This window comes from Micrococcus endophyticus (assembly GCF_014205115.1).
Taxonomy (GTDB): domain Bacteria; phylum Actinomycetota; class Actinomycetes; order Actinomycetales; family Micrococcaceae; genus Micrococcus; species Micrococcus endophyticus.
Genome location: NZ_JACHMW010000001.1, coordinates 1,134,388 through 1,159,267, shown reverse-complemented (window position 1 = coordinate 1,159,267; position 24,880 = coordinate 1,134,388). Strand labels below are relative to the sequence as shown.

The following is a 24,880-nucleotide window of genomic DNA, read 5'->3' as shown; positions in this document are numbered from 1 at the left end:
TCGTCGCCGGCGGGCTCAGCGGGCGTCCTGGCGCGGGATGAAGACCTCCCGGACCAGCAGGGACAGCGCCGCGGCCAGCGGGATGGCCATGAGGGCGCCCAGGACGCCGAGCAGCGCGCCGCCGGCGATCACGGCGATGACGGCGACGGCGGCCGGCACGGCGACGGCGCGGGCCATGACGCGCGGGGAGACCACGTAGGCCTCGATCTGCAGGTAGACGAAGTAGATCGCGGCGAACACGGCCGCCGTCTGCCAGGAGGTCAGCAGGCTCAGCAGCGTCAGCACGGTGCCGCCGATCACCGCGCCCACCAGCGGGATGAACGCCATGAAGGCCGCGAAGGCGGCCAGCAGGACGGCGAAGGGGGTGCCGGCGATGGCCAGCGCCGTGAAGGCGACGGTGCCGTTGAGCGCCGCCACGAAGGACTGGCCCATCACGTAGTGGCCCACCGAGGAGGTGATCTTCTCGGAGAGGCGCTCCACCTGCGGGCGGCGCGAGCGCGGCGCGAGGCGGTAGGCCCAGTACTTCATGTGCGGCAGCGAGGCGAGGAAGTAGAGGGTCAGGACCACCACCACGAACACGGAGAAGAACGCGTTCAGCACGGTCTGCCCGATCCCCAGGAGCCCGCCGAACAGGTCGGTGACGGCCGCCCCGTCTGTGGTGAGCCGGTCGGTCTGGGCCCGGACCGCCTCCTGGATGTGGAACTCCTGGTCCAGCTCGATGAACCAGGCGGAGGTCATCACGTCCTCGATCGTGCCGGGGAGCCCCTCGACGAGCTGGCGGGACTGCTCGACGACGGTGGGCACCAGCAGGGCCACGAACGCGCTGGCGACGGCGGCCAGGCCCAGCGCGGCGGTGAGGACGCCGGCCCAGCGGGGCGCGCCCCAGGACTCCACCCGCCGCACGAGGGGGTCGAGGCCAAGGGCGATGAACAGGGCGGCGGCGATCCACACGAGCAGCTGCCCGTTGGTCCGCAGCACCCACACCACGGCCAGCGCCAGGGCGACGCCCACGGTGAGCAGGAAGCCGGTCGCCACGGGGGACTCCACCGTCACCGCGGTGACGGGAGGCTCCCCGGCCGGCTTCGGCCCCGGGTGCTCGGGGTCCGGGTCCACCCGGTCCTCGGCCAGGAACACCGGGCGACGGCGGCGCAGGACCCCGCGCAGCGGGATCAGGCGCCCTCGACGCCGACGGCGGCGGGGGACCCGCCCGGACGCGGGCAGGGGTGCCGGGGCGGCAGAGTCCGGCGCGGCGGTCGGGTCGACGGGCTCCACCGACGCCGGGCCTGCGGGCGCGGGGCTCGACGGCGTGGGGCCGCCGGGCACGGCGCCGTCGGCCCCGGGGACGGGTCGGGCCTCGTCGTGGACGGGGGCGTCCGGTCCGGACGCGGGCTCCTTCTCCTGCACGCGCTCAGCGTACGTCAGCGACCGCGGCCTGACCCGGTGCCCGGCGGGGGACTACCGTGGGGCCGGACCGACAGCCCGACCCGGAAGGACCGTGACCGACGTGACCGCCCAGCCCCCCTCCGACTCCCCGGCGCACCTGCGCGGCGCCGTCGACCTGTCCTCCCTCGGGTCCCCGGCCCCCTCCGCCCCGCCCGCCGGCGGCGCCGAGGGCGGGGGGTCGTGGGTGATCCCGGACGCGGACCAGCGCCTGCTCCAGCAGCTGGTCCAGCTCTCCGCCCAGGTGCCCGTGCTCCTGCACCTGCACGTGCCCGGCGACGCCTCCAGCGACGCGCTCTACCGGCAGTTCGCCGACGCGGTGGACGCGCAGGCCGGCCGCCTGGTGCTGGCCCGGATCGATGTCGCGGCGGACCCCTCCGTGCTCCAGGCGCTCGGCCTCGGCGCGGGCCCGGCCGTGATGGCCGTGGTGGCCGGCCAGCCGGTGCCGCTGGTCAACCAGGAGGTGCCGGCCGAGACGCTCGAGCAGCTCATGGGCGAGATCCTCGAGGTGGCCCGCGAGAACGGGGTGGCCGGGTCCGTCCCCGCCGTCGCGCCCGCGCGCGCCGACGCCGCCGAGCCCGCCCCGGCGGCGCCGCCCGTGCCGCCGCTGCACCGCGCCGCCCACGCGGCCCTGGCCGCGGACGACCTGCCCGGCGCGGTCGCCGCGTGGGAGGAGGCGCTGAAGGACACCCCGGCCGACCCCGTCGCCCAGCAGGGCCTCTCGGCCGCCCGGCTGATGCTGCGCACCCGCGACGCGGACGCGGCCGCCGTGCGCTCCGCCGCCGCCGACGCCCCCGACGACGCGGCCGCCCAGCTCGCCGTGGCGGACCTGGACGTGCTCGGCGGCCACGTGGAGGACGCCTTCGCCCGGCTCGTGCGCTTCATCGCCCTCCACCCGGGGGAGGACCGCGAGACGGTCCGGGCCCACCTCGTGGACCTGTACACCGTGGTCGGCGTGGACGACCCGCGCGTGACGGCCTCCCGCCGCCGGCTCGCCGCCGCCCTCTTCTGAGTCCGAGGCCGCGCCCCCGCCCGTCCGACCGCCCCCGCCCGCACCGCGCGGGGAATCCCCCTCGCGGGGGAGGCGGGGCGCGGCCGGACTCCGCTAGCGTCGTCGGCATGAGCGAGCATCCCGCCGAGCCGCACCGCACGGAGCACCCGACCGAGCCGCACCCGACCGAGGCCCACCCGACCGGGTCGCACCGCACCGCACCGTCCTCCGCCGAGGCCCCGCACGCCGGGCCCGCCCCGGACGAGGCGCCCGCCGTCGCCCCCAGCGCCGCGGCGCGCCGCCGCGCCGTGGACGCCCCGGACCCGGACCTGGCCCTCGTCACCCGCGGCCTGACCAAGCGCTTCGGGGACAAGACGGCGCTGGACGGGCTGGACCTGGACGTGCCGGCCGGCTCCTTCTACGGCGTGGTGGGCCCCAACGGGGCGGGCAAGACCACCGCCCTGTCCATGGCCACCGGCCTGCTGCGCCCGGACCTCGGCCAGGCCTGGATCCACGGCGTTGACGTGTGGGCGCAGCCGCTCGAGGCCAAGCGCCGCGTGGGTGTGCTCGCGGACGGCGTGCGCACCTTCGACCGGCTCACCGGGGCCCAGCTCGTCACCTACGCGGGCCTGCTGCACGGCGTGGACGCGGACACGGTGGCCGCCCGCACCGAGGACCTGCTGCGCGTGATGGACCTGGCCGACGCCGGCCGCAAGCTCGTGGTGGACTACTCCGCCGGCATGACCAAGAAGATCAGCCTGGCCGCCGCCATGGTCCACGCCCCGGATGTGCTGGTGCTGGACGAGCCCTTCGAGGCGGTGGACCCCGTCTCCGCGGCCAACATCCGGGACATCCTGCACGACTACGTGGGCCGCGGCGGCACCGTGATCGTCTCCAGCCACGTGATGGACCTCGTCCAGCGCATGTGCTCCCACGTGGCCGTGATCGCCGGCGGCACCCTGCGCGCGGCCGGCACCCTCGAGGAGGTCCGCGCCGGGCGGGACCTCGAGGACCGGTTCGTGGACCTCGTGGGCGGCCGCCACGAGCAGGAGGGCCTGGCATGGCTCTGACGCTCGTGCGCCTGCGCTGGGCGCTCACCCTGAACCAGTGGCGCCGCTCCACGTTCACCCTCGTGTTCGCCGTGCTGGGCGCCCTGTACGTGCTGGGCCTGGCCGTGTTCGTCGTCGTGATGCTGGTGACGTTCCTGCCGGACGCGTGGGTCGTGGACCGCGGCACGGTGACCGTGCTCGTCGCGTCGGCGCTGGCGCTGGGGTGGCTGCTCATCCCGCCGTTCATCACCGGCGTGGACGCCACGCTGGACCCGCACAGCTTCGTCCTGTTCCCGGTGCGCGCCCGCACGCTCATCGCGGGCCTGACCCTGAGCGCCTTCACCACGCCGGCGGGCCTGGCCACGCTGATCGTGATGCTGGGCACGGGGCTCAGCTGGTGGGACATCCCGGCCGCCCTCGCCGCGGGCCTGGTCGGCGGCGCGCTGACCGCGGTGACCGCGGTCGCCTCGGGGTACGGCCTCGCCGGGCTGATGGCCGCGTACGCCGGCCGCCGCCGGGTGCGGGAGGTGATCTCCATCGCCCTGCTGATCCCGGTGATGCTCAGCGGCGTGATCGTCGCCCAGACCCTGAACTCGCTGGGGGACCTGTTCGACGTCGCGCCGCGGGTCGCGGCCGTGGCCGCCTGGACCCCGTTCGGTGCCGGCCCGGCGGCCGCGTGGGCCGTGGCCGAGGGCCAGGGCCTGCGGGCGGCGGCGCACCTGCTCGTGGCCGCCGCGTGGTGCCTCGCGGCGCTCGCCCTGTGGCACCTGGCCGTGCGCCGCACGGTGGAGCCGGTGGCCGTGGGCGGCGGCTCCGCCCGCGAGGCCGGGCGCGCGGACGGGGCCCCGCTGCGCTGGCTGGGCCGGCCGGCCACGGGCCCGCGCACCGCGATCGCGGCCCGCGCCCAGCGCTACTGGCTGCGCGATCCGCGGTACGCCGCGGGCCTCGTGATGATCCCCGTGCTGGCCGCCGTCCTCTGGTTCGCCTCCACCGCCGGCGGGGACGCCGGGCCGGGACTCGGCATGCTGACGATGCTCGGCCCCGTCTCCGCCTGGGCGCTGGCCTACTCGATCTCCGCGGACATCGCCTACGATCACACGGCGTTCCACCTGCACGTGGTCTCCGGGGTGCGCGGGGCGGACGACCGCTGGGGCCGCGTCATGGGCCTGGCCGGCTGGGGTGTGCCCGCGCTCGTGGTCCTCACCGTGGCCACCACGGCCGCCGCCGGCCGGTGGGACCTGCTGCCGGCCCTGCTGGGACTGACCCTCGGACTGTTCGGGGTCACCGCGGCGATGTCCGCGTTCGTCTCGGCGCGGTTCGTGTACCCGGTGCCGAAGCCGGGGGAGAGCCCGTTCAAGACGCCGCAGGGCGCCACCATGCGGATCATGCTCGTGCAGGGTGCCGCCATGCTCGTGGTCGTCCCGCTGGCCGTGCCCGTCGTCGTGCCCTTCGTGGTGGCGCTCGTCACGCAGTCGGCCGTGTGGGGGTGGGCCACCCTCGCGGTGGGCCTGGCCTGGGGCGCCGTGGCGCTGTGGCTGGGCGTGCGGATGGGGGCCGCGTGGTACGACCGGGCGCAGGCCGAGACCTACCAGGCCGTGGCCGCGTTCTGAGGCGCGCGGCTAGACTGTCCGGCATGAGTGTGACCGGCGAACCCGACCTGACCGACCCGTTCTCGCCCGCCGGCGGCGGCACGTCCGTCCTCGAGCGCGAGCAGCAGCTGCAGGACGTCGAGCCGGGCGACCACGAGCGCTTCGCCCACTACGTCCGCAAGGAGAAGATCACCGAGTCCGCCGTCACCGGCGCCCCCGTGATCGCCCTGTGCGGCAAGGTGTGGGTGCCGGGCCGGGATCCCCAGAAGTTCCCCGTGTGCCCCACCTGCCAGGAGATCTACGAGGGCCTGCGCGAGCCCCAGGACGGCGACGACGCAGGGTCCGGGGGCGGCAAGCGCGGCGGCTGGTTCGGAGGCCGCGGACGTGGCTGAGCGCCGCTCCTCGGCGAGCGGCACCCCGGACGGCGCAGTCCAGCACGACCTCTTCCACATCGGGGAGGACCTGCCCCCCGCCATGCCCGAGCGCGCCGCGTGGGGCACGGCCCCCAAGCTGCGCCAGTGGCAGCAGGAGGCGCTCGAGAAGTACCTCGAGACCGGCCCGCAGGACTTCCTGGCCGTGGCGACGCCCGGCGCGGGCAAGACGACGTTCGCGCTGCGCGTGGCCAAGATCCTCCTGGACGCCGGCGTCGTGCAGCGGCTGACCGTCGTCGCCCCCACCGACCACCTCAAGCGCCAGTGGGCGGACAACGCCGCCCGCGTGGGCATCGCGATCGACCCGAACTTCAAGAACGCGGACGGCCGCCACGGCTCCGAGTACCGGGGCGTCGCCCTCACCTACGCGCAGGTGGCCAACAAGCCCGTGCTGCACCGCAACCGGACCGAGGCCGCCAAGACCCTCGTGATCCTGGACGAGATCCACCACGGCGGCGACGCGCTGAGCTGGGGCGACGGCATCCGCGAGGCGTTCGAGCCGGCCGCACGCCGCCTCGCCCTCACCGGCACCCCGTTCCGCTCGGACACCTCGACCATCCCGTTCGTGGAGTACGTGGACGGCCCGGACGGGCTGTCCCGCTCGAAGGCGGACTACACCTACGGCTACGGCCCGGCCCTGCGGGACCATGTGGTGCGCCCCGTGCTCTTCATGGCGTACTCGGGTCAGATGCGCTGGAAGACGTCCACGGGCGAGGTCATGGAGGCCCAGCTCGGCGAGGCCGCCACGAAGGACATCACGGCCTCCGCGTGGCGGACCGCGCTGGACCCGAAGGGCGAGTGGATCCCGGCCGTGCTGCGCGCCGCGGACCGCCGCCTCTCCGAGGTGCGCCGCGGCGTGCCGGACGCCGGCGGCCTGGTGATCGCCTCGGACCACGAGGACGCCCGCGCCTACGCCGCCCAGCTCGAGGCGCTCACGGGCCAGCGGCCCGCGCTGATCCTCTCGGACGACAAGGGCGCCTCGGACCGCATCGAGGAGTTCGCCGCCTCGGACGAGCGGTGGATGGTGGCCGTGCGCATGGTGTCCGAGGGCGTGGACGTGCCCCGCCTCTGCGTGGGCGTGTACGCGACCTCCACCTCCACCCCGCTGTTCTTCGCGCAGGCGGTGGGGCGCTTCGTGCGCTCCCGGCGCCGCGGCGAGGTGGCCTCCGTGTTCCTGCCCTCGGTGCCGCAGCTGATGCTGCTGGCCAACGAGATGGAGCTCGAGCGGGACCACGCCCTGGACCGCCGGGAGGGCGGCGTGGACGTGGAGGACCTCGAGGACGCGCCCGAGGAGGACCTGCTCGCGCAGGCCAACCGCGAGGAGTCCGGCTCGGACGCGCTGCTGCGGGGGAAGTTCGAGGCCATGGAGTCCCGCGCGAGCTTCGACAAGGTGCTCTTCGACGGCGGCGAGTTCGGCCTCGGCGGCGCGGTGGGCTCCGAGGAGGAGCAGGACTTCCTGGGCATCCCAGGCCTGCTGGACGCCGAGCAGGTCTCCGCCCTGCTGCGCCAGCGCCAGGCCGAGCAGGTCCAGCGCCGGCCGAAGGCCTCGGCGAAGGAGCCGGCCGACGTCGTGGACCACCGGCGGATGAAGGAGCTGCGCTCCGAGCTGTCCAAGACGGTCTCCGCGTGGTCCGCGCGCTCGGGCACCCCGCACGGGGTGATCCACAACCGGCTCCGCGAGGTCTCCGGCGGCCCGGCCGTGGCCCAGGCCAGCCGCGACCAGCTCGAGAAGCGGCTGAGCACGCTGCGCGGCTGGTTCGTCGGGCGGACATGAGCCTGCGGCGGCCGCGCGGCGCCCGGCGCGCGGCCGCCTCCGAGGCGTTCCCGGCGGGCGCACCCTCCCGGCCGACCGCCGGGCCCCGGCCTCACGCGTCGTAGAGGTGGCGCAGGTACCGCTGCGGGGAGTCCAGGAAGCTGCGGTGGTGGTACACGAACGGCAGGTCGTCGTACTCGGTCGGCGTGATCCCGCGCTCGTCCAGCAGCAGGATGCGGGCGCCGGGCAGGGCGGCCAGCACGGGGGAGTGCGTGGAGAGGATCACCTGGGAGCCGTCCGCCAGGATGTCCCGCAGGTGGGCGATCAGCGCGAGGCAGCCGTCGAAGGACAGGGCCGACTCAGGCTCGTCCAGCACCCATAGGCCGGTGAGCCCCGCCCGCTCGGCGCAGAACTGCAGGAACGCCTCGCCGTGGCTGCGCCGGTGGTGGTCCGCTCCCCGGAACACGGACTCGTAGTAGGTGAACAGCCCGTACATGGTCTCGGCGCGCAGGAACACGCCGTCGCGCGTGGCCTGGGCGCCCCGGGCGAGCTGCAGGTGCTCCGCGAGGTCCGAGGACGTGCGACGCGTCTCGTGGACCACGTTGCGCGTCCCGCCCTCGGCGTTGAGGCCGAACGCCTCGGCCACGGCCTCCACGAGGGTGGACTTGCCGGCCCCGTTCGCGCCGACCACGACGGTGGCGGCGGACAGGTCGAGCCCCTCGTCGAGGAGCTGGCGCACGGCCGGGACGGTGGCCGGCCACGTGCCGCGATCGGCAGGGCTGCGCGGATGCTCGGTCACCTGCCGCACGGGCAGGCGCCACGCGAGCCGGTCGAGCGCCGCGCGGTCCGGCCCGGGGCCCCCGCCGGCCGCCGCCCGCATGCTCAGCGCCCCTCGGACAGCTCCAGGTGGGCGCCGGCGGCCTCCATCTCGTGGAGGGCGGCCTGCGAGGCGGCCTCGTCCACCCCGGCCACCAGGTCGGTCAGCACCGTGACCTCGTAGCCGGCGTCGAGGGCGTCGAGCACGGTGGCGCGCACGCAGTGGTCCGTGGCGATGCCCACCACGGTGATCGCGTCCACGCCCTGCTCACGGAGCCACTCGTCGAGGCCGGGGGCGTCGGACTCGACGGCGGCCGCGGCCACGGCGGTGGCCCCGTACGGGCCGACGGTCCCGGAGGGGCGCTCGCCCGCGGCCCCGGTCGGGACGGCGTCGGGCTCGCCGAGGGCGCCGTCGAAGCCGGAGTAGGCGTCCGTGTGCAAACCCTTGAGGAACTCGGCGTCGAGGTGCTCGACGTCCAGGTCGGGGTGCAGCTCGGCGCCGGCGGTGCCGGCCACACAGTGCACCGGCCAGGTGGTGCGGAAGTCCGGCTCGGCACCGGTGGCCGCCGCGAAGTGCGTGCCCGGGTCGACGTGCCAGTCGCGCGTGGCGGCTACGGCCGCGTAGGCGTCCGCGTGCTCGGCCAGGTACTCGCTGACCCCGGCCGCGACGGCGGCGCCGCCGGTCACGCCGAGGGCGCCGCCCTCACAGAAGTCGTTCTGCACGTCCACGATCACCAGGGCGCGGTTCAGGTTCTCCACGGGTCAGTCCTCCAGGAAGATGGTCGGGATGGCGGGGTCGCCCGGCTGCAGGCGGCCCACCGAGGCGGGCAGCTCGCGCAGGGAGGCGGCGTGACGCTCGGCGGCGCGGGTGACGGCCTCGGGGCCGGTCCAGCCCCCGGCCAGCTCGCCGGCGTGCACGAAACGGTGCAGCAGGGGACGGTCGTCGGCGTCGGGCGCGGCGCCGCGGTTGACGCCGACCACCTCGGCGGTGGCCCGGCCCCGCCGGTCGCGGCGGCGCGCGGCCTCCTTGCGGCCGCCCCGGCTGGCCTTGCCGGAACTGGCCTTGGCCACGTCCACCCACTCGCCGTCGTCGTCCTGGCGGGCGACGAGCTTGTAGACCATGGAGGCCGTGGGGGCGCCGGAGCCGGTGACGAGGCGGGTGCCCACCCCGTACGAGCTCACGGGGGCCGAACGCAGCGAGGCGATCGCGTACTCGTCCAGGTCCGAGGTGACCATGATGCCGGTCTGCGTGTTGCCCAGCTCGTCGAGCAGCTCGCGGACGCGGTGGGCCTGGACCACGAGGTCGCCGGAGTCCACGCGCACGTTGCGCAGGGCGGGGCCGGCCACGTCGACGGCGGTGCGCACGCCCTCCTCCACGTCATACGTGTCCACGAGGAGGGTGGTGTCCGCCCCGAGCGCGGCGACCTGGGCCTCGAAGGCGGCGCGCTCCGAGTCGTGCAGCAGGGTGAAGGAGTGGGCGGCGGTGCCCACGGTGGGGATGCCGTAGCGGCGGCCCGCCTCCAGGTTCGAGGTGGCGGTGAAGCCGGCGACGGCGGCCGCGCGGGCCGCGGCGACGGCGGCCTCCTCGTGCGTGCGGCGCGAGCCCATCTCGGCGCACGGGCGACCGTCGGCGACGGCCGTCATGCGGGAGGCGGCGGAGGCCACGGCGGAGTCGTAGTTGTAGATGGAGAGCAGGTAGGTCTCCAGGATGCACGCCTCGGCGAACGTCGACTCCACCTGCAGGAGGGGGGAGTGCGGGAAGTAGGCCTCGCCCTCGGCGTAGCCCACGATGTCCCCCGTGAACTCGAAGTCGGCCAGCCAGGCCAGCGTGGCGTCGTCGAGGGCCGTGGTGTCCGCGAGGAAGTCGAGCTCGGGCGTGTCGAACCGGAAGCGGGACAGGCCCTCCAGTGCGCGGCCCACGCCGGCCACCACGCCGTAGCGGCGGCCGCTGGGCAGGCGTCGGGTGAACAGCTCGAAGCGGGAGCGGCGGTGCGCGGTGCCGGCCTTCAGCGCGGCCTGGAGCATGGTCAGCTCGTAGTGGTCGGTCATCAGCGCCGTGGGGATCCGCCAGTCGTCGGGCGTCTGGGGTGCGCTGGTCACGGGATTCTGGCTCACGCGCCCACCCTAGCGAACCCGTGTGACCACGCCCTGGCGGGCCCGCCTCGTAGACTGTCCGGCATGTCCGTGTTGACCAGCCACGATCCGACCGCGCCGCGCGCCGCCGGCCCGGCCCCCGGTGAGGCCGTCCCCGGAGGGGCCACGGACACCGCCGTGCTGGAGCGTCCGCGCGAGGACCTCGCCCTGGACCGGCCGTGGAACGTGGTCGTCTGGAACGACCCCGTGAACCTGATGAGCTACGTGGCCTACGTGTTCCGCACCCACTTCGGCTACTCCGAGTCCCGGGCCCACCGCCTGATGCTCGAGGTGCACGAGCGGGGCCGCTCCGTGGTGGCCACCGGCACCCGCGAGAAGGCGGAGCTGCACGTGGGCGCGATGCACGGCTACGGGCTGTGGGCCACGCTCGAGCAGGCCGAGGACTGAGGAGGGACATGGCAGAGCGGTTCCGCTGGACGCGGCGGGGGTACACGGCGCAGCTGGAGAAGCCGGAGGTGCGCCTGCTGCGCGGCCTGGTCAAGGACGTCATCACCCTGCTGGAGGGCCGCCGCCGGAACGTGCTCCCGGGGGCCGACGACCTCCCTGCGGACGCCCCGGGCCCGCCGGAGCCGAGCGCCGACGTCGCCCCGGCGGCCCCGGCGGCCCCGGCGGCCCCGGCGCCGCAGGACCCGGAGGCCGGCGCCGGCCCCGCGGCCGGGCTCGACGAGGCGGACGCCGCCTTCTGGGAGCTGGTCTCCGGCCTGCACCTGAGCCAGGACCGGGTGCCGCACCGCGCCGCCCCGGCCGACCCCGCCGTCGCCCGGCTGCTGCCCGAGGCGATGCCGCAGGCCGACGCGCAGGAGCGCGGCGCCCACCGCGCCCTCACCGAGGACGCACTGTCCGAGGGCAAGCTCGCCGACGCCCGCCTGGCCCTGGAGCTGCTGCGCTCCACCCGGGTGGAGGTGCCGCACCACCAGGCCCCCGCGTTCGGCCGCGCGCTCAACGACGTGCGCCTCGTCCTCGCCGCCCGCCTGGGCGTGGAGACGGAGGAGGACGCCGAGCGCGTGCACGCCGTGGACGACTGGCGCAGCGCCGAGGACGTCGAGTCCACGATGGCCCTGCTCTACAACTTCACCACCTGGCTGCTGGAGACCCTGATGACCGAGATGCTCAGCGAGCTGCCCGAGGGCGCGGACGAGGACGCGCCCGGCGCGGACGAGGCGGGGGACGACGCGTGAGCGCGCCGCCGCAGGCCCGGCACGAGGTGAGCGCCTCCTCGCCGATCGGCGTGTTCGACTCCGGCGTGGGCGGGCTGACCGTGGCCCGCGCCATCATGGACCAGCTGCCCCACGAGTCGATCCTCTATGTGGGCGACACCGCCCACGCCCCCTACGGGCCGCGGCCGATCGCCCAGGTCCGCGCGCTCGCCCTGGGCATCATGGACGAGCTCGTGGACGCGGGCGTCAAGGCCCTCGTCATCGCGTGCAACTCCGCCTCGGCGGCGGTGCTGCGCGACGCGCGGGAGCGCTACACCGGCCGCCACGGCATCCCCGTGGTCGAGGTCATCCAGCCGGCCGTGCGCCGGGCCGTGGCGGCCACGCGCTCCGGGCGGATCGGCGTGATCGGCACCCAGGCGACCGTGGGCTCGCGCGCCTACGACGACTCCTTCTCCGCCGCCCCCCACCTGCAGGTGACCTCCGCCGCGTGCCCGCGCTTCGTGGAGTTCGTGGAGGCCGGCATCACCACCGGGCCCGAGCTGCTGGCCACCGCGCAGGAGTACACGGAGCCGCTGCGCGCCGCCGGCGTGGACACCCTCGTGCTGGGCTGCACCCACTACCCGCTGCTCACCGGCGCCCTCTCGCTGGTGATGGGCGAAGACGTCACCCTGGTGTCCTCGGCGGAGGAGACCGCCAAGGACCTCTACCGTGAGCTCGTGCGCCTCGGCCTCGAGCACCCGCACTCGGCGGCCGGCTCCGGGCAGGACACCCGGCACCGGTTCGCCGCCACGGGCGACCCGGAGCACTTCCAGGCCCTGGCCCGCCGGTTCCTCGGCCCCGAGGTCGGGGCCGTGCGCCGCCTGGACACGGTCCGCGAGCGGTACCCCACCGCGGCCCTGGCCCAGCTGACCCCCGACCTCATCGCCCGCCTGGGCGCCGAGCAGGAGCGTGAGACGTGAAGCTGACCGTGATCGGGGCCTCCGGGTCCTTCCCCGGGCCGGGGTCGCCGGCCTCGTGCTACCTCGTCACCGCGCAGGGCGTGGCCGAGGACGGCGTCACGCCGCGCACGTGGCGGATCCTGCTGGACCTGGGCAACGGGTCCCTGGGCGTGCTGCAGCGCTACGTCGAGCTCGAGGAGCTGGACGGGGTCCTGCTCTCGCACCTGCACCCGGACCACTGCATGGACCTGTGCGGCATGCACGTGGCCATCCGCTGGAACCCGGAGGGCTGGCACCGCGACCGGATGCCCGTGTACGGGCCCACGGCCACCGCGGACCGGATCGCCGAGGCGTACGGCATGGACCCGGAGCCGGGCATGCACGAGGACTTCGACTTCCGGGTGTGGCGGCCCGGGCGCACCGAGCGGTTCGGCCCGTTCCGGCTCACCCCGGTGCCGGTGCGCCACCCCATCGACGAGGCCTACGCGATCCGCGTGGAGGCCGACGAGCCCGACGGCGAGGGCGGCACCGTGACCCGCGTGCTCACCTACTCCGGGGACACGGACGCGTGCGAGGGGCTCGTGGAGGCCGCCCGGGACGCCGACCTGTTCCTGTGCGAGGCCGCCTTCCACGAGGGCCGGGACGACGGGATCGACGGCGTGCACCTGACCGGTCTGCGGGCCGGACAGACGGCCGCGCAGGCCGGGGCGAAGAAGCTGCTCCTGACGCACCTACCGGTGTGGAACGACCCCCAGCGGGCCGTCCTGGAGGCCCGGGAGGCGTACGAGGGCCCCATGGCCGTCGCGGTCTCCGGGCTGAGCTACGGGGTCTGAGCGCGCCCCTAGACTGGAGGCCATGAGCTCTCCCGCCTCCACCGCCCCCCGCCCGGACGGCCGCGCCGTCGACGAGCTGCGCCCCATCACCATCACCCGGGGCTGGTCCAGGCAGGCGGAGGGCTCGGCCCTCATCGAGTTCGGGGACACCCGCGTGCTGTGCACCGCCTCCTTCACGCAGGGCGTGCCGCGCTGGCTCAAGGGCGAGGGCACCGGCTGGGTCACCGCCGAGTACGCGATGCTCCCGCGCGCCACGAACGAGCGCAACCAGCGCGAGTCCGTCAAGGGCCGCATCGGCGGGCGCACCCACGAGATCTCCCGCCTGATCGGCCGCTCCCTGCGCGCCGTGATCGACCTCTCGGCCCTGGGGGAGAACACCATCGTCCTGGACTGCGACGTGCTGGACGCCGACGGCGGCACCCGCACCGCCGCCATCACGGGCGCCTACGTGGCCCTCGCCGAGGCCGTGGCCTGGGCCCGCCGCGAGGGGATCCTGCGCAAGGACGCCGAGGTGCTCAAGGACTCCGTGGCCGCCGTGTCGGTGGGCATCGTGGACGGCGTCCCCGTCCTGGACCTGCCCTACGTGGAGGACGTGAAGGCGGAGACGGACATGAACGTGGTGGTCACCGGCGCCGGCGAGTTCGTGGAGGTGCAGGGCACCGCCGAGGGCGTGCCGTTCTCCCGCGCCGAGCTGGACACCCTGCTCGACCTGGCCCTCACCGGCACCGGCGAGCTCGCCCGCATCCAGGCCGAGACCCTCGCGGGGGCCGCGGGGTCCGCCGCGGCGCAGGCGTGAGCGGGGCCGCCACCGGCGTGCCCGAGGGGGCCCGCGTCGTCCTGGCCACCCACAACGCCGGCAAGGTCCGCGAGCTGCGCCAGCTGCTCGAGGGCGCCGTGCCCGGCCTGGACGCCTCCGTCGCCGTCGTGGACGCCGGCGCGGTCGGCGCCCCGGACATCGTCGAGGACGGGGTCACCTTCGCGGAGAACGCGCTGAAGAAGGCCCGCGCGGTCGCCGCCCACACGGGTCTGATCGCCGTCGCGGACGACTCCGGCCTGGCCGTGGACGTGCTCCACGGCGCCCCCGGGATCTTCTCGGCCCGCTGGGCCGGACGCCACGGGGACGACCGGGCCAACCTCGAGCTGCTGCTCGCCCAGCTGGCCGACGTGCCGGACGCCCACCGCGGCGCCGAGTTCGTCTGCGCCGCCGCCCTGGCGGTGCCGAGCACCGCGGACGCGCGCGGCACCCACGCCATCCACGTCGAGCACGTGGAGCACGGCCGTCTGCGCGGCACCCTGCTGCGCGCCCCCGTCGGCGACGGCGGCTTCGGCTACGACCCGATCCTGCGCCCCGACGGCCGGGAGGAGTCCACCGCCCAGCTCTCCGCCGCGGACAAGAACGCGATCAGCCACCGGGGGCACGCCTTCCGCGCCCTGCTGCCGTACCTGGTGGACGCGCTCGACGCGCGCCCGTGAGCGGCGTGCTCGCCCCCGTGCCGGGGCTGGACTTCACGGCGATCGACTTCGAGACCGCCAACGGGTTCCGCGGCTCCCCGTGCGCCCTCGGCGCCGTGCGCGTGCGGGACGGCGTCATGGTGGAGCGGGCCGAGTGGCTCATCCGGCCGCCCGTCGGCTTCGACCGCTTCGACCCGCGCAACGTGCGCATCCACGGCATCACCGAGGACCGGGTGCTGGACGCGGCGCGGTTCGCGGACGTGTACGACGAGCTGGCCGGCTTCGTGGGCGCCGACGTGCTCGCCGCCCACAACGCGGGTTTCGACGTCGGCGTCATCGAGTCCGGCCTCGAGGTCTCCGGCCGGGACGTGCCGCGCCTGGACTTCGTGTGCACCCTGGTGCTCGCGCGCCGCGTCTACGACCTGGCCTCCTACGCGCTGCCCTCGGCGGCCCGCGAGGCCGGGTTCGCCCCGGGCCCGCACCACGACGCGCTCGCGGACGCCGAGGCGTGCGCGGCCATCCTCGTCGACGTCGCCCGGCGCGTGCTTGGCACCGAGGCGGGTGACGGGGCCGCGGTGGCGCCGGCGGGCGCGCGCGGCCTTCCCGAGCCGTTCGACGTCCCCCGGCTGATGCGCGCCCAGGGGCTGACGGTGAACACCCTGGCGCAGCGGGCCGCCGGCGAGGGCCCCGAGTCCAAGGCCACCCGCCAAGCCCGGCGCACGCAGGGCGTGTTCGACGCGCGCGTGCCGCTCAAGGACGAGCGGGCCATGCCGGACTTCCTGCGGTGGCCGGACGAGGGCACCAACCCCGTGCCCAACCCGGACGCGGACCCGGGCCACCCCCTCCACGGGCAGACCGTGGTGTTCACGGGCGGCATCGGCATGTCCCGTCAGACGGCGAAGGTCCGCGCGGCCCGGCTCGGCGCGCAGACCGCCAACCGGGTGGGCGCCGCGACCACCATGCTCGTGGTGGGGGACGGCTTCGAGGCCGCCGACCTGGACCGCCCGGCCCCCGCGCCCGGCACCCGCGAGGCCGTCACCACGGCGCTGGCGCACCGCAAGACCCGGGACGCGCTGCGCCGCCGGGAGCGCGGCCAGCACATCTCGCTCGTCTCCGAGGGCGAGTTCCTCCAGATGCTCGACGGGAACTGGCCGGACGCCGCCCGCTGAGCGGGCGGCCTCCGGGCCGCGCCCTCATCCGGCGGCCGCCGACCCTCGGGTCAGGCGGCCGCCCGCCAAGGGTCAAGCGGCCGCCCGGCCGGAGGGGTCAGGTCGTCGCCGCGCTCCAGCGGCGGGCCGCCTCCGCCACGACCTCCCGCTCCGCGACCCACGCCGGGACGAGGCCCGCGGGCCCGTCGGCGGCCGCGTCCGCGCCGAAGACCGCAGGGCCGTGGGCGGCGCCGAGCAGCTGCCCGGCCAGCGACGCCGTCGAGTCCGAGTCCCCGGCATGGTTGGCGCCGATCCGCAGCGCCAGGGCGAGCATGTCCGCCGGGTCCGCGTGCCGGGCCTGCGCCACGAGCGCTGCGTGGACGGCGATGGCCAGCGCCTCCTCGGCGACCCACCCCTCGCCGAGGGCCGCGGGCAGCGTGCCGGGCCGGCCGGCGTCGTCCGCGGGGGAGGCGGCCAGCTCGACGGCGGACGCGAGGGCCGCGGCGGTCTCGCCGCCCTCGGCCGGGCCGAGGGAGTCCACCCAGGCGCGGGCGTGGGCGACGGCGTCCTCCAGGCCCGCCCCGCGCAGCAGCGCGGCGATCATCAGGGAGTAGGCGGCCGCGGCGACCCACGCGGTGGGGTGGCCGTGGGTGAGCACGGCGCCCTGGCGGGCGAAGGAGACCACGTGGACGTCCTCCAGCCCCGGCACCATGCCGTACGGCGCCGAGCGCATCACGGTGCCGCAGCCCTTCGAGTCCGGGTTCCGGGGGTCCCCGGGCAGGCCCATGGCGGCGGAGTCCAGCCCGCTCAGGCACGCGTTCCCCGGGGCGCGGCGCGCGCGCAGCTCGGGGTGGTCCTCGAGCCAGCGCGGCGGCACGGGCGGGGCGCCGTCCGGCAGCGCGCCGCCGTGCTGCGTGGCCCACCACCGCAGGCAGGCCAGCCACACGCACGCGGCCGGATCCGCGGCCTGGCCGTCGTTCTGCCACTCGATCCACTCGAGCAGCCCGTCCAGGACGTACAGGGTCATCTGGGTGTCGTCCGAGATCGGCAGGGCCTCGCCCCCGACGACGGCCAGTGCGGCCTCGCCCGTGGTGAGCCCCTCCGCCCCGTGGCGGGCCCGGACGGCCGCGTCCGCGTCGAACTCCACGGTGTAGCCGAGGGCGTCCCCGGCGGCGCCCGCCGCGAGGAGGGCGGCGACGCGGGCGGCGTGCTCGGGGCCGGGCAGGGACGGGGCGGCGGGGGTCTCGGTCATAGGGGACATCGTAGGAGGCGGGTCGGACGCCTTAACGCGTCCGCCCGGTTCCTACAGTGGAGCCATGCTCCTGCTGCACACCTCCGACTGGCATCTCGGCCGGTCCTTCCACGGCACCGGCCTGCTGGAGGGCCAGCGTCAGGTCCTCGACGCCCTCGTGGACACCGTGCGGGAGCGCGGCGTGGACGCCGTGCTGCTCGCCGGGGACGTCTACGACCGCGCTCTGCCGTCGGCGGACGCCGTCGCCCTCCTGGACGCCACGCTGGCACGCCTGCGCGAGGCCGGGGCGCAGGTGGTCCTCACCAGCGGCAACCACGACTCCGCGGTGCGCCTGGGGTTCGGCGCCGGCCTGCTCTCCGCCGCAGGCGTGCACGTGCTCACGGACCCCGCCCGCCTGGACGAGCCGGTCCTGCTCGAGGACGCGGCGGGGGAGCGCGCGGCCGTCTACGGCGTCCCGTACCTGGAGCCGCGCCACCTCGGCCAGGCGTGGGAGGTGGACCCGACCCACACGGGCGTGATGACGGAGGCCGTGCGGCGGATCCGGGCGGACCTGGAGGACCGGCGGGCGGGGTCGCCCGCCCCGCTGGCCGGCGTCGTGCTCGCCCACCTGTTCGCCGCAGGCGGGGACGCCTCCGACTCCGAGCGGGACATCGGCGCCGGCGGCTCGCCGTTGCCCGCGAGCCCGGCGCCCGCGGACCCGGCCGGGCGGGACGCCGGGTCCGGCGCGGAGCCGGAGGGGCTGGTCGGCACCCTCGGCCAGGTGCCGGTCACGGTCTTCGACGGGCTGGACTACGCGGCGCTCGGGCACCTGCACGGACGGCAGACGATGGCCGAGCACGTGCGGTACTCCGGATCGCCGCTGCCGTACTCCTTCTCCGAGGCGAAGCACGTGAAGGGCGGGTGGCTCGTGCACGTGCACGGCGGCGCCGTGACCGAGGTGGAGCCCGTGGACTGGCGGGCCGGACGCCGGCTGGCCGTGCTCGCCGACCGCATCGGGCCGCTGCTGGACTCGCCCGAGTACGCCTTCGCCGAGGACCGCTGGGTGCAGGCCACGGTGACGGACCCCGAGCGGCCCGAGAGGGCGCTCGAGCGGCTACGCTCGCGGTTCCCCCACCTGCTCGTGTTCCGCCACGAGCCGGAGGGCGGGCGTCCCGAGCGCGTGCGCACGTACGCGCAGGCCCTGCGCCAGGCCCCCACGGACCTCGCGCTGACCACGGGCTTCGTGGACCACGTGCGCGGCCGTCCCGCCTCGGCGGAGGAGTCCGCGCTGCTCGACGACGCCCTCACGGCGTCCCGGACCCGGGAGGCCCAGGCATGAGGATCCATCGGATGCGGCTGCAGGGGATCGGCCCCTACGCCGAGGCGCAGGACGTGGACATGGACCGGCTCAACGACGCCGGCCTGTTCCTGCTGGACGGGCCCACGGGCGCGGGCAAGTCCACCGTCCTCGCCGCCCTCTGCTACGCCCTGTACGGGTCCGTCCCGGGCGGCCGGTCGCCCGAGTCGCTCGTGACCACGCTGCGCCCGCCCGGCGCCGTCGTCCCCGAGGTGCTCGTGGAGTTCACCGTCCAGGGGCGGCGGTTCGAGGTGGTGCGCTCGCCCCGTCACGAGCGACTCAAGAAGCGGCGGTCCGCCTCCGGGAAGGACACCACGCCCACCCCCGCCGCCGTCTCCCTGCGCGAGCACGTGGACGGGGCCTGGCAGGAGCCGCTGACCCGCAACGACGAGGTCGGCGTCCAGGTGGCGGACGTCATGCACCTGGACGCGGCCCAGTTCATGCAGGTCGTCATGCTCCCGCAGGGGCGGTTCGCCGAGTTCCTCACCGCCCGGTCGGACGAGCGCCAGCGACTGCTGCGCCGCCTGTTCGGCACCCAGCGGTTCGACGGCGTGGAGGAGCACCTCAAGACCGAGGCCGAGCGCCTCGGCTCCCGCGCCGCCGCGGACGCCCAGGTGGCCGCCGCGGCCCGGGAGCAGCTGCGCGAGGCGGTCGCCGCCGAGCTCGGCGAGGACTGGCACGCGCCCGAGCCGTTCCCCGTCACGGACGAGGAGCTGGTGGAGAGGACCGCGGAGCGCACGCGGGAGGCGGTGGACGCCGCCCGCGCCGGCCGGGACGCCGCCGCCGCGGAGGAGGCCGCCGCGCGCGGGGCCCAGGCCGAGCTGCGCGCCACGGGGGAGGCCCTCGCCGCCGCGGCGGCGTGGACCGAGCGGGAGCGCGCCCACCGCGAGGGCGCCGAGGCTGCCGCGGGGGACCGGACCGCCGTCGCCGCCCACGAGCGCGCCGGTCGCGTGCTGGGCGCGGCCGACCGCGCCGAGTCCGCCCGCGCGGCCGAGGACCGGGCGCGGGAGGCGGACGGGACCGCCCAGGCCGCGGCCGCCGAGGACCCGCTCGCCGCCGGCTGGCTGGAGCAGGCCCGGCGGGACGCCGCCGAGACGCCCGCGGACGACGCCGCCCTGCCCCGGGACGCCGTCGCGCTCGCGGAGCGGGCCGTGGAGGAGGTCGCCCGCGCCGTGCGGGACCGGGCCGCCGCCGAACGGCTCGAGGAGACGGAGCGGACCGAGGCGGCCCGCCGCACGCAGATCGTCGCCGAGCGCGAGGCCGCCGAGGCCGCGCGCTCCGGTCGCGAGGAGTCTCTCGCGGCCGTGCGCGAGGCGGTGGAGGCGGCCTCCGCCCGGCTCGGCGCCCAGGCGGACGTGGACCGGCGCGTCGCCGAGGCCGAGCAGGGCCTGGCCGCCGCCCGGGAGGCCGAGCGGCACGCCCTCGCCGCGGACGCCGCCGACCGGTCGCGGGAGGCGGCGCGGACCGGGCGCGACGCCGCCGCCCAGCACCGGCTGGGGCTGCTGCGCTCCCGGTACGAGCAGGCGGCCGCGGACCTCGCCGCCGACCTCGAGGACGGCACCCCCTGCGCCGTGTGCGGATCCCCCGAGCACCCGGACCCGGCGCCGCGCGTGGGCACGGCGGTCATCGAGGCCGACGTCGCCGCCGCGGAGGAGGCCCTCGCCGCCGCCGAGGCGGTGCTCGCCGACGCGGAGACGGCCCGCACCGCCGCGCACGAGAGGGTGCGCGCCTCGGCCGCCGCCGCCGGCGGACGCACCCCGGCGCAGGCCGAGGAGGCGCTCGCCGCGGCGCGCACCGAGCACGCCGAGCTCGCCGCGGTGCGGAAGGCCCTCGCCGCGGACCGCCGGCGGCTGCAGGCGCTGGAGACGGAGCGGGACGAGGCCGCCGCGGCCGAGACCGCCCGCACCGCCGAGGACGCCCGGCTGCAGGAGGCCTCGCGCCAGCGGCACGAGCGGCTGCTCGAGCTGCGGGCGGGGATCGAGCGGGCCCGCGGGGACGCCCCGGACCTGGACGCCCGCGGCGCCCTGGTGCGCACCGCCCGCGGCCGCCTCGAGGCGCTGGCCGGCGCGGTCGAGGCCCGGGAGCGGGCCCTCGCCGTCGCCGCGGACGCGGACCGCGCCCTCGCCGCCGCCCTGCGCGAGCAGGAGTTCGAGGACGTCGGCGCCGCGCGGGCCGCCCGCCTCCCCGCCGAGGACGCGGCGGCCCGGACCGCCCGCGTGCGCGCGTGGGACGACGAGCAGGCGCGCCTGGCCGAGCTCGCCCAGAGCGACGCCGTCCGGCGCGGCCGAGAGCTGCAGGACCAGCAGGCGACGGCGCCCACCCCGGAGGACCTCGAGGCCGCCGCGGCCCGGCTCCTCGAGGCCGAGCGATCGCGCCGCGAGCGGGACGAGGCCCTCGGGCGGCGGACCGCCGTGGCCGCCGCCGTCGAGCGCCAGGCCGCCCTCCTGCGGGGCGTGCTGGACCGCTCCGCCGCCCTGCTGGCCGAGCACGAACGCGTCACCGGACTGCTCGCGCTCGTGCGCGGCGGCGGGGAGAACCGGCTGAAGATGCCGCTGGCCAGCTACGTGCTCGCGGGCCGGCTCGAGGAGGTCGCCGCGGCCGCCACCGAACGGCTGCTGGCCATGACGGACGGGCGCTACAGCATCGAGTACTCCGACGACTCCGCCGGGCGGGGCAACAAGGGGCTCGAACTGGTCGTGCGGGACCACTACGTGGACGAGACCCGCCACCCCTCCACCCTCTCGGGCGGGGAGACCTTCATGGCCTCCCTCGCGCTGGCCCTGGGCCTGGCGGACACGGTCCAGGCCGAGGCCGGCGGCGTCGAGCTGGACACGCTGTTCGTGGACGAGGGCTTCGGCTCGCTGGACTCGGACACCCTCGACGACGTCCTGGACGTGGTGGACGGCCTGCGCTCCGGCGGGCGCACCGTGGGGCTCGTCTCCCACGTGGAGCGGATGAAGCAGGAGATCCCCGTGCGCCTGGCCGTGACCAAGGAGCGGGAGGGCTCGAGCCTGGCCGTCCACGTCGACGCCTGAGAACGGCGGGAGGCGCGCCGCCCGCCCTTCTCAGGCGCGGCGGGCGCGGCCCACGAGACCGCCCAGCCGGGCACGCAGCCGGCCCAGGGGACCGGGGCGCCGGCCGCCGTCGTCGGCCATGCCCGCCGCCGCGCTCGCCGCGGGAACGCCGCCGGTGCGCCGACGCGCGAGCAGGCCCGCCCGCGCGGACTCCGCCTGCTCGGCCGCCGCCTGCTCGGCCTCGGCCGCCCGCCGCCGGGTCTCCTCGTCCCGGCGCGCCTGCTCGGCGCGCTCGGCCTGGATCCGCCGCTCGCCGCGGGCCTCGGTGAGCCGGTACAGCACCGGCACGAGCACGAGCGTGAGCAGCGTGGAGGAGAGCAGGCCGCCCACCACGGCCACCGCCAGCGGCTGGGAGATGAAGCCGGAGTGGCCCGTGAGGCCCAGCGCCATCGGGACCATCGCCAGGATCGTGGCCAGCGCCGTCATCACGACGGGGCGCACGCGGTTCAGCGCGCCGACCTCGATCGCCTCGTCGAGGCCCATCCCGCGGTCGCGGCGGTACTGGTTGATCAGGTCGATCAGCACGATCGCGTTCGTCACCACGATGCCCACCAGCATGAGCAGGCCGATCATCGTGGACAGGCCCAGCGCGGTGCCCGTGGCCAGCAGGGCCAGGAACACGCCCGTGGCGGCGAACGGGATGGACACCAGCAGGACGAGCGGCTGGCGCAGGGAGTTGAAGGTCGCCACCATCACCACGTACACGGTCGCGATCGCGGCGAGCAGGGCCAGGCCCAGGTCGCGGAACGTCGCGGCCTGCTGCTCGGCGGCGCCGCCCACGGTGGCCGTGACGCCCTCCGGGAGCGCGAGCCCGTCCACGGCCTCGGTGACGCGCCGGGAGACGGCGCCGAGGTCCTGGTCGTCCGGGGTCACGGTGACCACGGCGGTCCGCTCGCCGTTCGACGACGTCACGCGGGCCGGCACGTCCACCCGCTCCACCGAGGCGAGCTCCTCGAGCGGGACCGGGCCGGAGCCGGTCTGCACCGCCACCTGGCGCAGGGCCTCGAGGGACTCCACGGGGTCGGGGTCGCCCAGGCGCACCTGGAACTGCTCGAAGCCGAACCGGACGTCGCCCACCGGCACCGCCTGCAGGGCGGCGGCGGCCTGGCCGGCCACTGCCTCTTCGGTCAGGCCCAGCCGGGCGGCGGCCTCGGTGTCCACGTCCACCTGGAAGGTCGGCCGCACGTCTGCGGCCGGGGTGGTGACCTCGCGGGCGCCCTCGACGCCGCGCAGGGCGCCGGCCACCTCGTCGGCGGCCGTCGCGAGGGCCTGGGGATCGGGGGCGGAGACGGACACCTCGATGTCCTGGCCGCCGCCGGGGCCCTGCTGCGTGGACACGGAGACCTCGCCGACCCCCTCGAGGGCGGCCAGGTCGGCGCGGACGCCGTCCTGCAGGGCGGTCTGGTCCGCGTCCTCGTCCGTCACCACGGTGAACCGGGCGCGGTCTGCGGAGGAGCCGCCGAACGCCCCGGCCGGGCCGCCGGCGGTGCCCGCGGTCCACTGCACGGTCTCCACGCCCTCGGTCTCGAGCAGGGTCCGCTCGATCATCCCGGCCGCGGCGGCGGTGGCCTCCAGGGAGGTCCCCGGCTCCTGGTCGGCGGTGACCACGAACGAGTTCTGCCCCGTGTCCCCGATGAGGTTGGTGGGGATCAGCGGCACGAGGGCGGCGGTGCCGGCGAGCACCGCGACGGCGCCGGCCAGCGTGGCGACCGTGTGGCGCTGCGTCCAGCGCAGCACCGGCCGGTACGCCCGGGCCAGCCAGCCGCCGGCCGCGCTCGGGTGCGCGTCGTGGCCGTGCTCGCCGGCCGGGACGGCGGGGGCGCCACCCTCGGCCGCGTCGGCGGGGGAGTCGTCCCCGGCCGGGCGCCGCGGGGTCCGCAGGAACCACCAGCACAGCACCGGGACGATCGTCAGGGCGACCACGAGCGAGGCCAGCAGGGCGACGGTGGCGGTCACCGCGAACGGGCGGAAGAGCTCCCCGGCCAGCCCGCCCACGAAGGCGATCGGCAGGAACACGGCCACCGAGACGAGGGTGGAGGCGGTGATGGCCGTCGCGACCTCGCGGGTGCCGATGAGGATCGCGGTGCGGCGGTCCGCCCCGAGGTCGAGGTGGCGGCGGATGTTCTCCACCACCACGATCGCGTCGTCCACCACGCGGCCGATCGAGATGGTCAGCGCGCCCAGGGTGAGCGTGTTGAGCGAGTAGCCGAACACGGCCACGCCGATCAGGGCCGCCAACAGGGACAGCGGGATGGACACTGCGGTCACCAGGGTGGAGCGCAGTGAGAGCAGGAAGACGGCGATCACGAGCACCGCGAACGCCAGGCCGAGCAGGCCCTCCTGGAAGAGGGTGTCGATGGACTGCTGGATGAAGGGCGCCTGGTCGAACACGACCGTCAGATCGGCCCCGCCGCCCACGACGGACTCGAGCTCGGGCAGCGCCTCGCGCACCGCCTCGGAGACGGCCACCAGGTCGGCGTCGGGGGTCGCGGTCACGGAGACGGAGAGGGTGTCCGCGCCGTCGGTGCGGGTGACGGACGTGGGCTCGGCGGCCTGGAGGGAGACCTCGGCGACCTCGCCGAGGGTGCGGGGCTCGCCGTCGCCGGCGGGCTCGGCGGGCGCGGCCGGCGTCGCCTCGGGGTCTGCGGGCGGGCCGCCGCCTCCGCCCACCGGGCCGCCGTCCGCGGTGCGGTCCTGCGGGGCCGTCCCCTGGCCGCCCTCGGCCGGGGTGACGACGATGCCGCGCAGGCCCTCGAGGTCCTCGACGGCGGCGCCCGCCTGGACGGGGTAGGTGCTCTCGCCCTCGTTGACCTGACCGACGGGGAACAGGCCGGCGTTCTCCTCGAGGGCGGTGGTGATGTCCTGGGTGCTCAGCCCGGCGGCCGCGAGGGCCTCCGGGTCCGGGACCACGGAGACGTGCTCCTCGGTGCCGCCGAGGACGTCCGCGCCGCGCACGCCCTCGAGCTTCTGCAGCCGGGGGGCGAGCACGGCCTCGGCGCGACGGCGCAGCTCGTTCAGGTCCTCGTCGCCGGAGAGGGCGAGGAACACCACGGGGAAGTCGGAGACGGAGCCGGCGAAGGAGGAGGTCTCGGCCTCCTCCGGCAGCTGCGAGGCGAGGTTCGAGACCACGCGGTCCACCTGGGAGCGGGCCCGGTTCAGGTCCGTGCCGTAGGCGAACTGCAGCTGGATCGAGTTGAAGCTCGCCTGGGAGGTGGAGCCGGAGGACTCGAGCCCCTCGACGGCCTGCAGGGCCGTCTCGAGGGGCTCGCCCACCAGCGAGTCCACGACCTCGGGGGAGGCCCCCGGGTACAGCGTGGACACCGAGATGACGGGCAGCTCGAGCGGGGGGATCAGCTCCCGCTTGAGCTGCCCGGCGGACAGGACGCCGAACACCGCGATGAACACGGTGACGAGCGCGACGAGCGCCCGCCGGCGAAGAGAGAACCGGGCGAGCGCTCCCACGGCGG

General features: G+C 76.4%; 20 protein-coding genes. 14 read left to right on the top strand and 6 right to left on the bottom strand.

Annotation, left to right across the window (positions count from 1 at the left end):
• Window positions 1-15 precede the first annotated feature (15 nt).
• The gene (locus HDA33_RS05250) at window positions 16-1,272 is read right to left on the bottom strand and encodes an AI-2E family transporter (protein WP_420826924.1); all 1,257 of its coding nucleotides are present in this window, start codon (window positions 1,270-1,272) and stop codon (window positions 16-18) included.
• 232 nt (window positions 1,273-1,504) lie between these two features.
• On the opposite strand from HDA33_RS05250, the gene HDA33_RS05245 reads away from it, so the two are divergent.
• The 5 genes from HDA33_RS05245 (at window position 1,505) to HDA33_RS05225 (ending at window position 7,274) form a co-directional block, all read left to right on the top strand.
• On the top strand, window positions 1,505-2,452 hold the full coding sequence (locus HDA33_RS05245) for a co-chaperone YbbN (protein ID WP_338104263.1): 948 nt from the start codon (window positions 1,505-1,507) through the stop codon (window positions 2,450-2,452).
• A gap of 107 nt (window positions 2,453-2,559) precedes the next feature.
• A complete protein-coding gene (locus tag HDA33_RS05240; RefSeq protein WP_246416876.1) occupies window positions 2,560-3,501 on the top strand; it encodes an ABC transporter ATP-binding protein in 942 nt (313 codons plus the stop codon).
• Window positions 3,492-5,090, top strand: coding sequence for a Tat (twin-arginine translocation) pathway signal sequence (locus HDA33_RS05235; RefSeq protein WP_184171604.1), 1,599 nt, complete (start codon window positions 3,492-3,494; stop codon window positions 5,088-5,090). The genes HDA33_RS05240 and HDA33_RS05235 overlap by 10 nt, the downstream gene beginning before the upstream one ends.
• A 23-nt stretch (window positions 5,091-5,113) precedes the next feature.
• Window positions 5,114-5,461: a DUF3039 domain-containing protein gene (locus tag HDA33_RS05230; RefSeq protein WP_184171602.1), complete on the top strand. Its 348-nt coding sequence runs from the start codon at window positions 5,114-5,116 to the stop codon at window positions 5,459-5,461.
• Window positions 5,462-5,543: 82 nt separating this feature from the next.
• Entirely contained in the window at window positions 5,544-7,274 is a 1,731-nt protein-coding gene (locus HDA33_RS05225; RefSeq protein WP_184173796.1) for a DEAD/DEAH box helicase, read from the top strand.
• Window positions 7,275-7,365: 91 nt separating this feature from the next.
• On the opposite strand, the gene HDA33_RS05220 is transcribed toward HDA33_RS05225, so the two are convergent.
• From HDA33_RS05220 to HDA33_RS05210, 3 genes are all read right to left on the bottom strand, one after another.
• On the bottom strand, window positions 7,366-8,061 hold the full coding sequence (locus HDA33_RS05220; RefSeq protein ID WP_184173794.1) for an AAA family ATPase: 696 nt from the start codon (window positions 8,059-8,061) through the stop codon (window positions 7,366-7,368).
• A gap of 74 nt (window positions 8,062-8,135) precedes the next feature.
• A complete protein-coding gene (locus HDA33_RS05215; protein WP_184171600.1) occupies window positions 8,136-8,828 on the bottom strand; it encodes an isochorismatase family protein in 693 nt (230 codons plus the stop codon).
• A 3-nt stretch (window positions 8,829-8,831) separates the two neighbouring features.
• Entirely contained in the window at window positions 8,832-10,184 is a 1,353-nt protein-coding gene (locus HDA33_RS05210; RefSeq protein WP_184171598.1) for a nicotinate phosphoribosyltransferase, read from the bottom strand.
• Between the two features lie 63 nt (window positions 10,185-10,247).
• Between HDA33_RS05210 and clpS the strand changes: the two genes are divergently transcribed.
• From clpS to HDA33_RS05175, 7 genes are read left to right on the top strand one after another with little or no spacing between them, the layout of a single operon-like run.
• Window positions 10,248-10,610 (top strand): ATP-dependent Clp protease adapter ClpS, encoded by a 363-nt coding sequence (clpS, locus tag HDA33_RS05205; RefSeq protein ID WP_017488811.1) that lies wholly within the window; start codon window positions 10,248-10,250, stop codon window positions 10,608-10,610.
• A gap of 8 nt (window positions 10,611-10,618) precedes the next feature.
• Window positions 10,619-11,401 carry a DUF2017 family protein gene (locus tag HDA33_RS05200; protein WP_184171596.1) on the top strand — a complete coding sequence of 261 codons (783 nt, stop codon included), beginning with the start codon at window positions 10,619-10,621 and terminating at the stop codon, window positions 11,399-11,401.
• Window positions 11,398-12,339 (top strand): glutamate racemase, encoded by a 942-nt coding sequence (gene murI / locus HDA33_RS05195; RefSeq protein WP_184171594.1) that lies wholly within the window; start codon window positions 11,398-11,400, stop codon window positions 12,337-12,339. The genes HDA33_RS05200 and murI overlap by 4 nt, the downstream gene beginning before the upstream one ends.
• Window positions 12,336-13,151, top strand: coding sequence for an MBL fold metallo-hydrolase (locus HDA33_RS05190; RefSeq protein WP_184171592.1), 816 nt, complete (start codon window positions 12,336-12,338; stop codon window positions 13,149-13,151). The genes murI and HDA33_RS05190 overlap by 4 nt, the downstream gene beginning before the upstream one ends.
• 22 nt (window positions 13,152-13,173) lie before the next feature.
• A complete protein-coding gene (gene rph / locus HDA33_RS05185; protein WP_184171590.1) occupies window positions 13,174-13,947 on the top strand; it encodes a ribonuclease PH in 774 nt (257 codons plus the stop codon).
• A complete protein-coding gene (locus HDA33_RS05180) occupies window positions 13,944-14,624 on the top strand; it encodes a non-canonical purine NTP pyrophosphatase (RefSeq protein ID WP_184171588.1) in 681 nt (226 codons plus the stop codon). Before rph ends, HDA33_RS05180 begins: the two co-directional genes overlap by 4 nt.
• On the top strand, window positions 14,621-15,772 hold the full coding sequence (locus tag HDA33_RS05175; protein ID WP_184171586.1) for an exonuclease domain-containing protein: 1,152 nt from the start codon (window positions 14,621-14,623) through the stop codon (window positions 15,770-15,772). The genes HDA33_RS05180 and HDA33_RS05175 overlap by 4 nt, the downstream gene beginning before the upstream one ends.
• Before the next feature lie 97 nt (window positions 15,773-15,869).
• Here the strand turns inward: HDA33_RS05175 and HDA33_RS05170 are convergent, their stop codons facing one another.
• Window positions 15,870-17,003, bottom strand: coding sequence for an ADP-ribosylglycohydrolase family protein (locus HDA33_RS05170; RefSeq protein WP_184171584.1), 1,134 nt, complete (start codon window positions 17,001-17,003; stop codon window positions 15,870-15,872).
• 64 nt (window positions 17,004-17,067) lie between these two features.
• On the opposite strand from HDA33_RS05170, the gene HDA33_RS05165 reads away from it, so the two are divergent.
• Together HDA33_RS05165 and HDA33_RS05160 are read left to right on the top strand one after the other, a co-directional pair.
• Complete coding sequence (locus HDA33_RS05165; RefSeq protein ID WP_184171582.1) at window positions 17,068-18,321, top strand: metallophosphoesterase family protein; 1,254 nt, start codon at window positions 17,068-17,070, stop codon at window positions 18,319-18,321.
• Between the two features lie 11 nt (window positions 18,322-18,332).
• Window positions 18,333-21,374 (top strand): AAA family ATPase, encoded by a 3,042-nt coding sequence (locus HDA33_RS05160; protein WP_184171580.1) that lies wholly within the window; start codon window positions 18,333-18,335, stop codon window positions 21,372-21,374.
• 30 nt (window positions 21,375-21,404) lie between these two features.
• Here the strand turns inward: HDA33_RS05160 and HDA33_RS05155 are convergent, their stop codons facing one another.
• Window positions 21,405-24,875, bottom strand: a complete 3,471-nt coding sequence (locus HDA33_RS05155; protein WP_184171579.1) for an efflux RND transporter permease subunit — start codon at window positions 24,873-24,875, stop codon at window positions 21,405-21,407.
• Between the last annotated feature and the right edge of the window lie 5 nt (window positions 24,876-24,880).

What these genes read in the sequence shown, in the direction of transcription:
- HDA33_RS05240 (WP_246416876.1), top strand. Translation starts at nt 2,560, where the DNA reads ATGAGCGAGCATCCCGCCGAGCCGCACCGCACGGAGCACCCGACCGAG.
- HDA33_RS05235 (WP_184171604.1), top strand. Translation starts at nt 3,492, where the DNA reads ATGGCTCTGACGCTCGTGCGCCTGCGCTGGGCGCTCACCCTGAACCAG.
- HDA33_RS05230 (WP_184171602.1), top strand. Translation starts at nt 5,114, where the DNA reads ATGAGTGTGACCGGCGAACCCGACCTGACCGACCCGTTCTCGCCCGCC.
- HDA33_RS05225 (WP_184173796.1), top strand. Translation starts at nt 5,544, where the DNA reads ATGCCCGAGCGCGCCGCGTGGGGCACGGCCCCCAAGCTGCGCCAGTGG.
- clpS (WP_017488811.1), top strand. Translation starts at nt 10,248, where the DNA reads ATGTCCGTGTTGACCAGCCACGATCCGACCGCGCCGCGCGCCGCCGGC.
- HDA33_RS05200 (WP_184171596.1), top strand. Translation starts at nt 10,619, where the DNA reads ATGGCAGAGCGGTTCCGCTGGACGCGGCGGGGGTACACGGCGCAGCTG.
- rph (WP_184171590.1), top strand. Translation starts at nt 13,174, where the DNA reads ATGAGCTCTCCCGCCTCCACCGCCCCCCGCCCGGACGGCCGCGCCGTC.
- HDA33_RS05170 (WP_184171584.1), bottom strand. Translation starts at nt 17,003, where the DNA reads ATGACCGAGACCCCCGCCGCCCCGTCCCTGCCCGGCCCCGAGCACGCC.
- HDA33_RS05165 (WP_184171582.1), top strand. Translation starts at nt 17,068, where the DNA reads ATGCTCCTGCTGCACACCTCCGACTGGCATCTCGGCCGGTCCTTCCAC.
- HDA33_RS05160 (WP_184171580.1), top strand. Translation starts at nt 18,333, where the DNA reads ATGCGGCTGCAGGGGATCGGCCCCTACGCCGAGGCGCAGGACGTGGAC.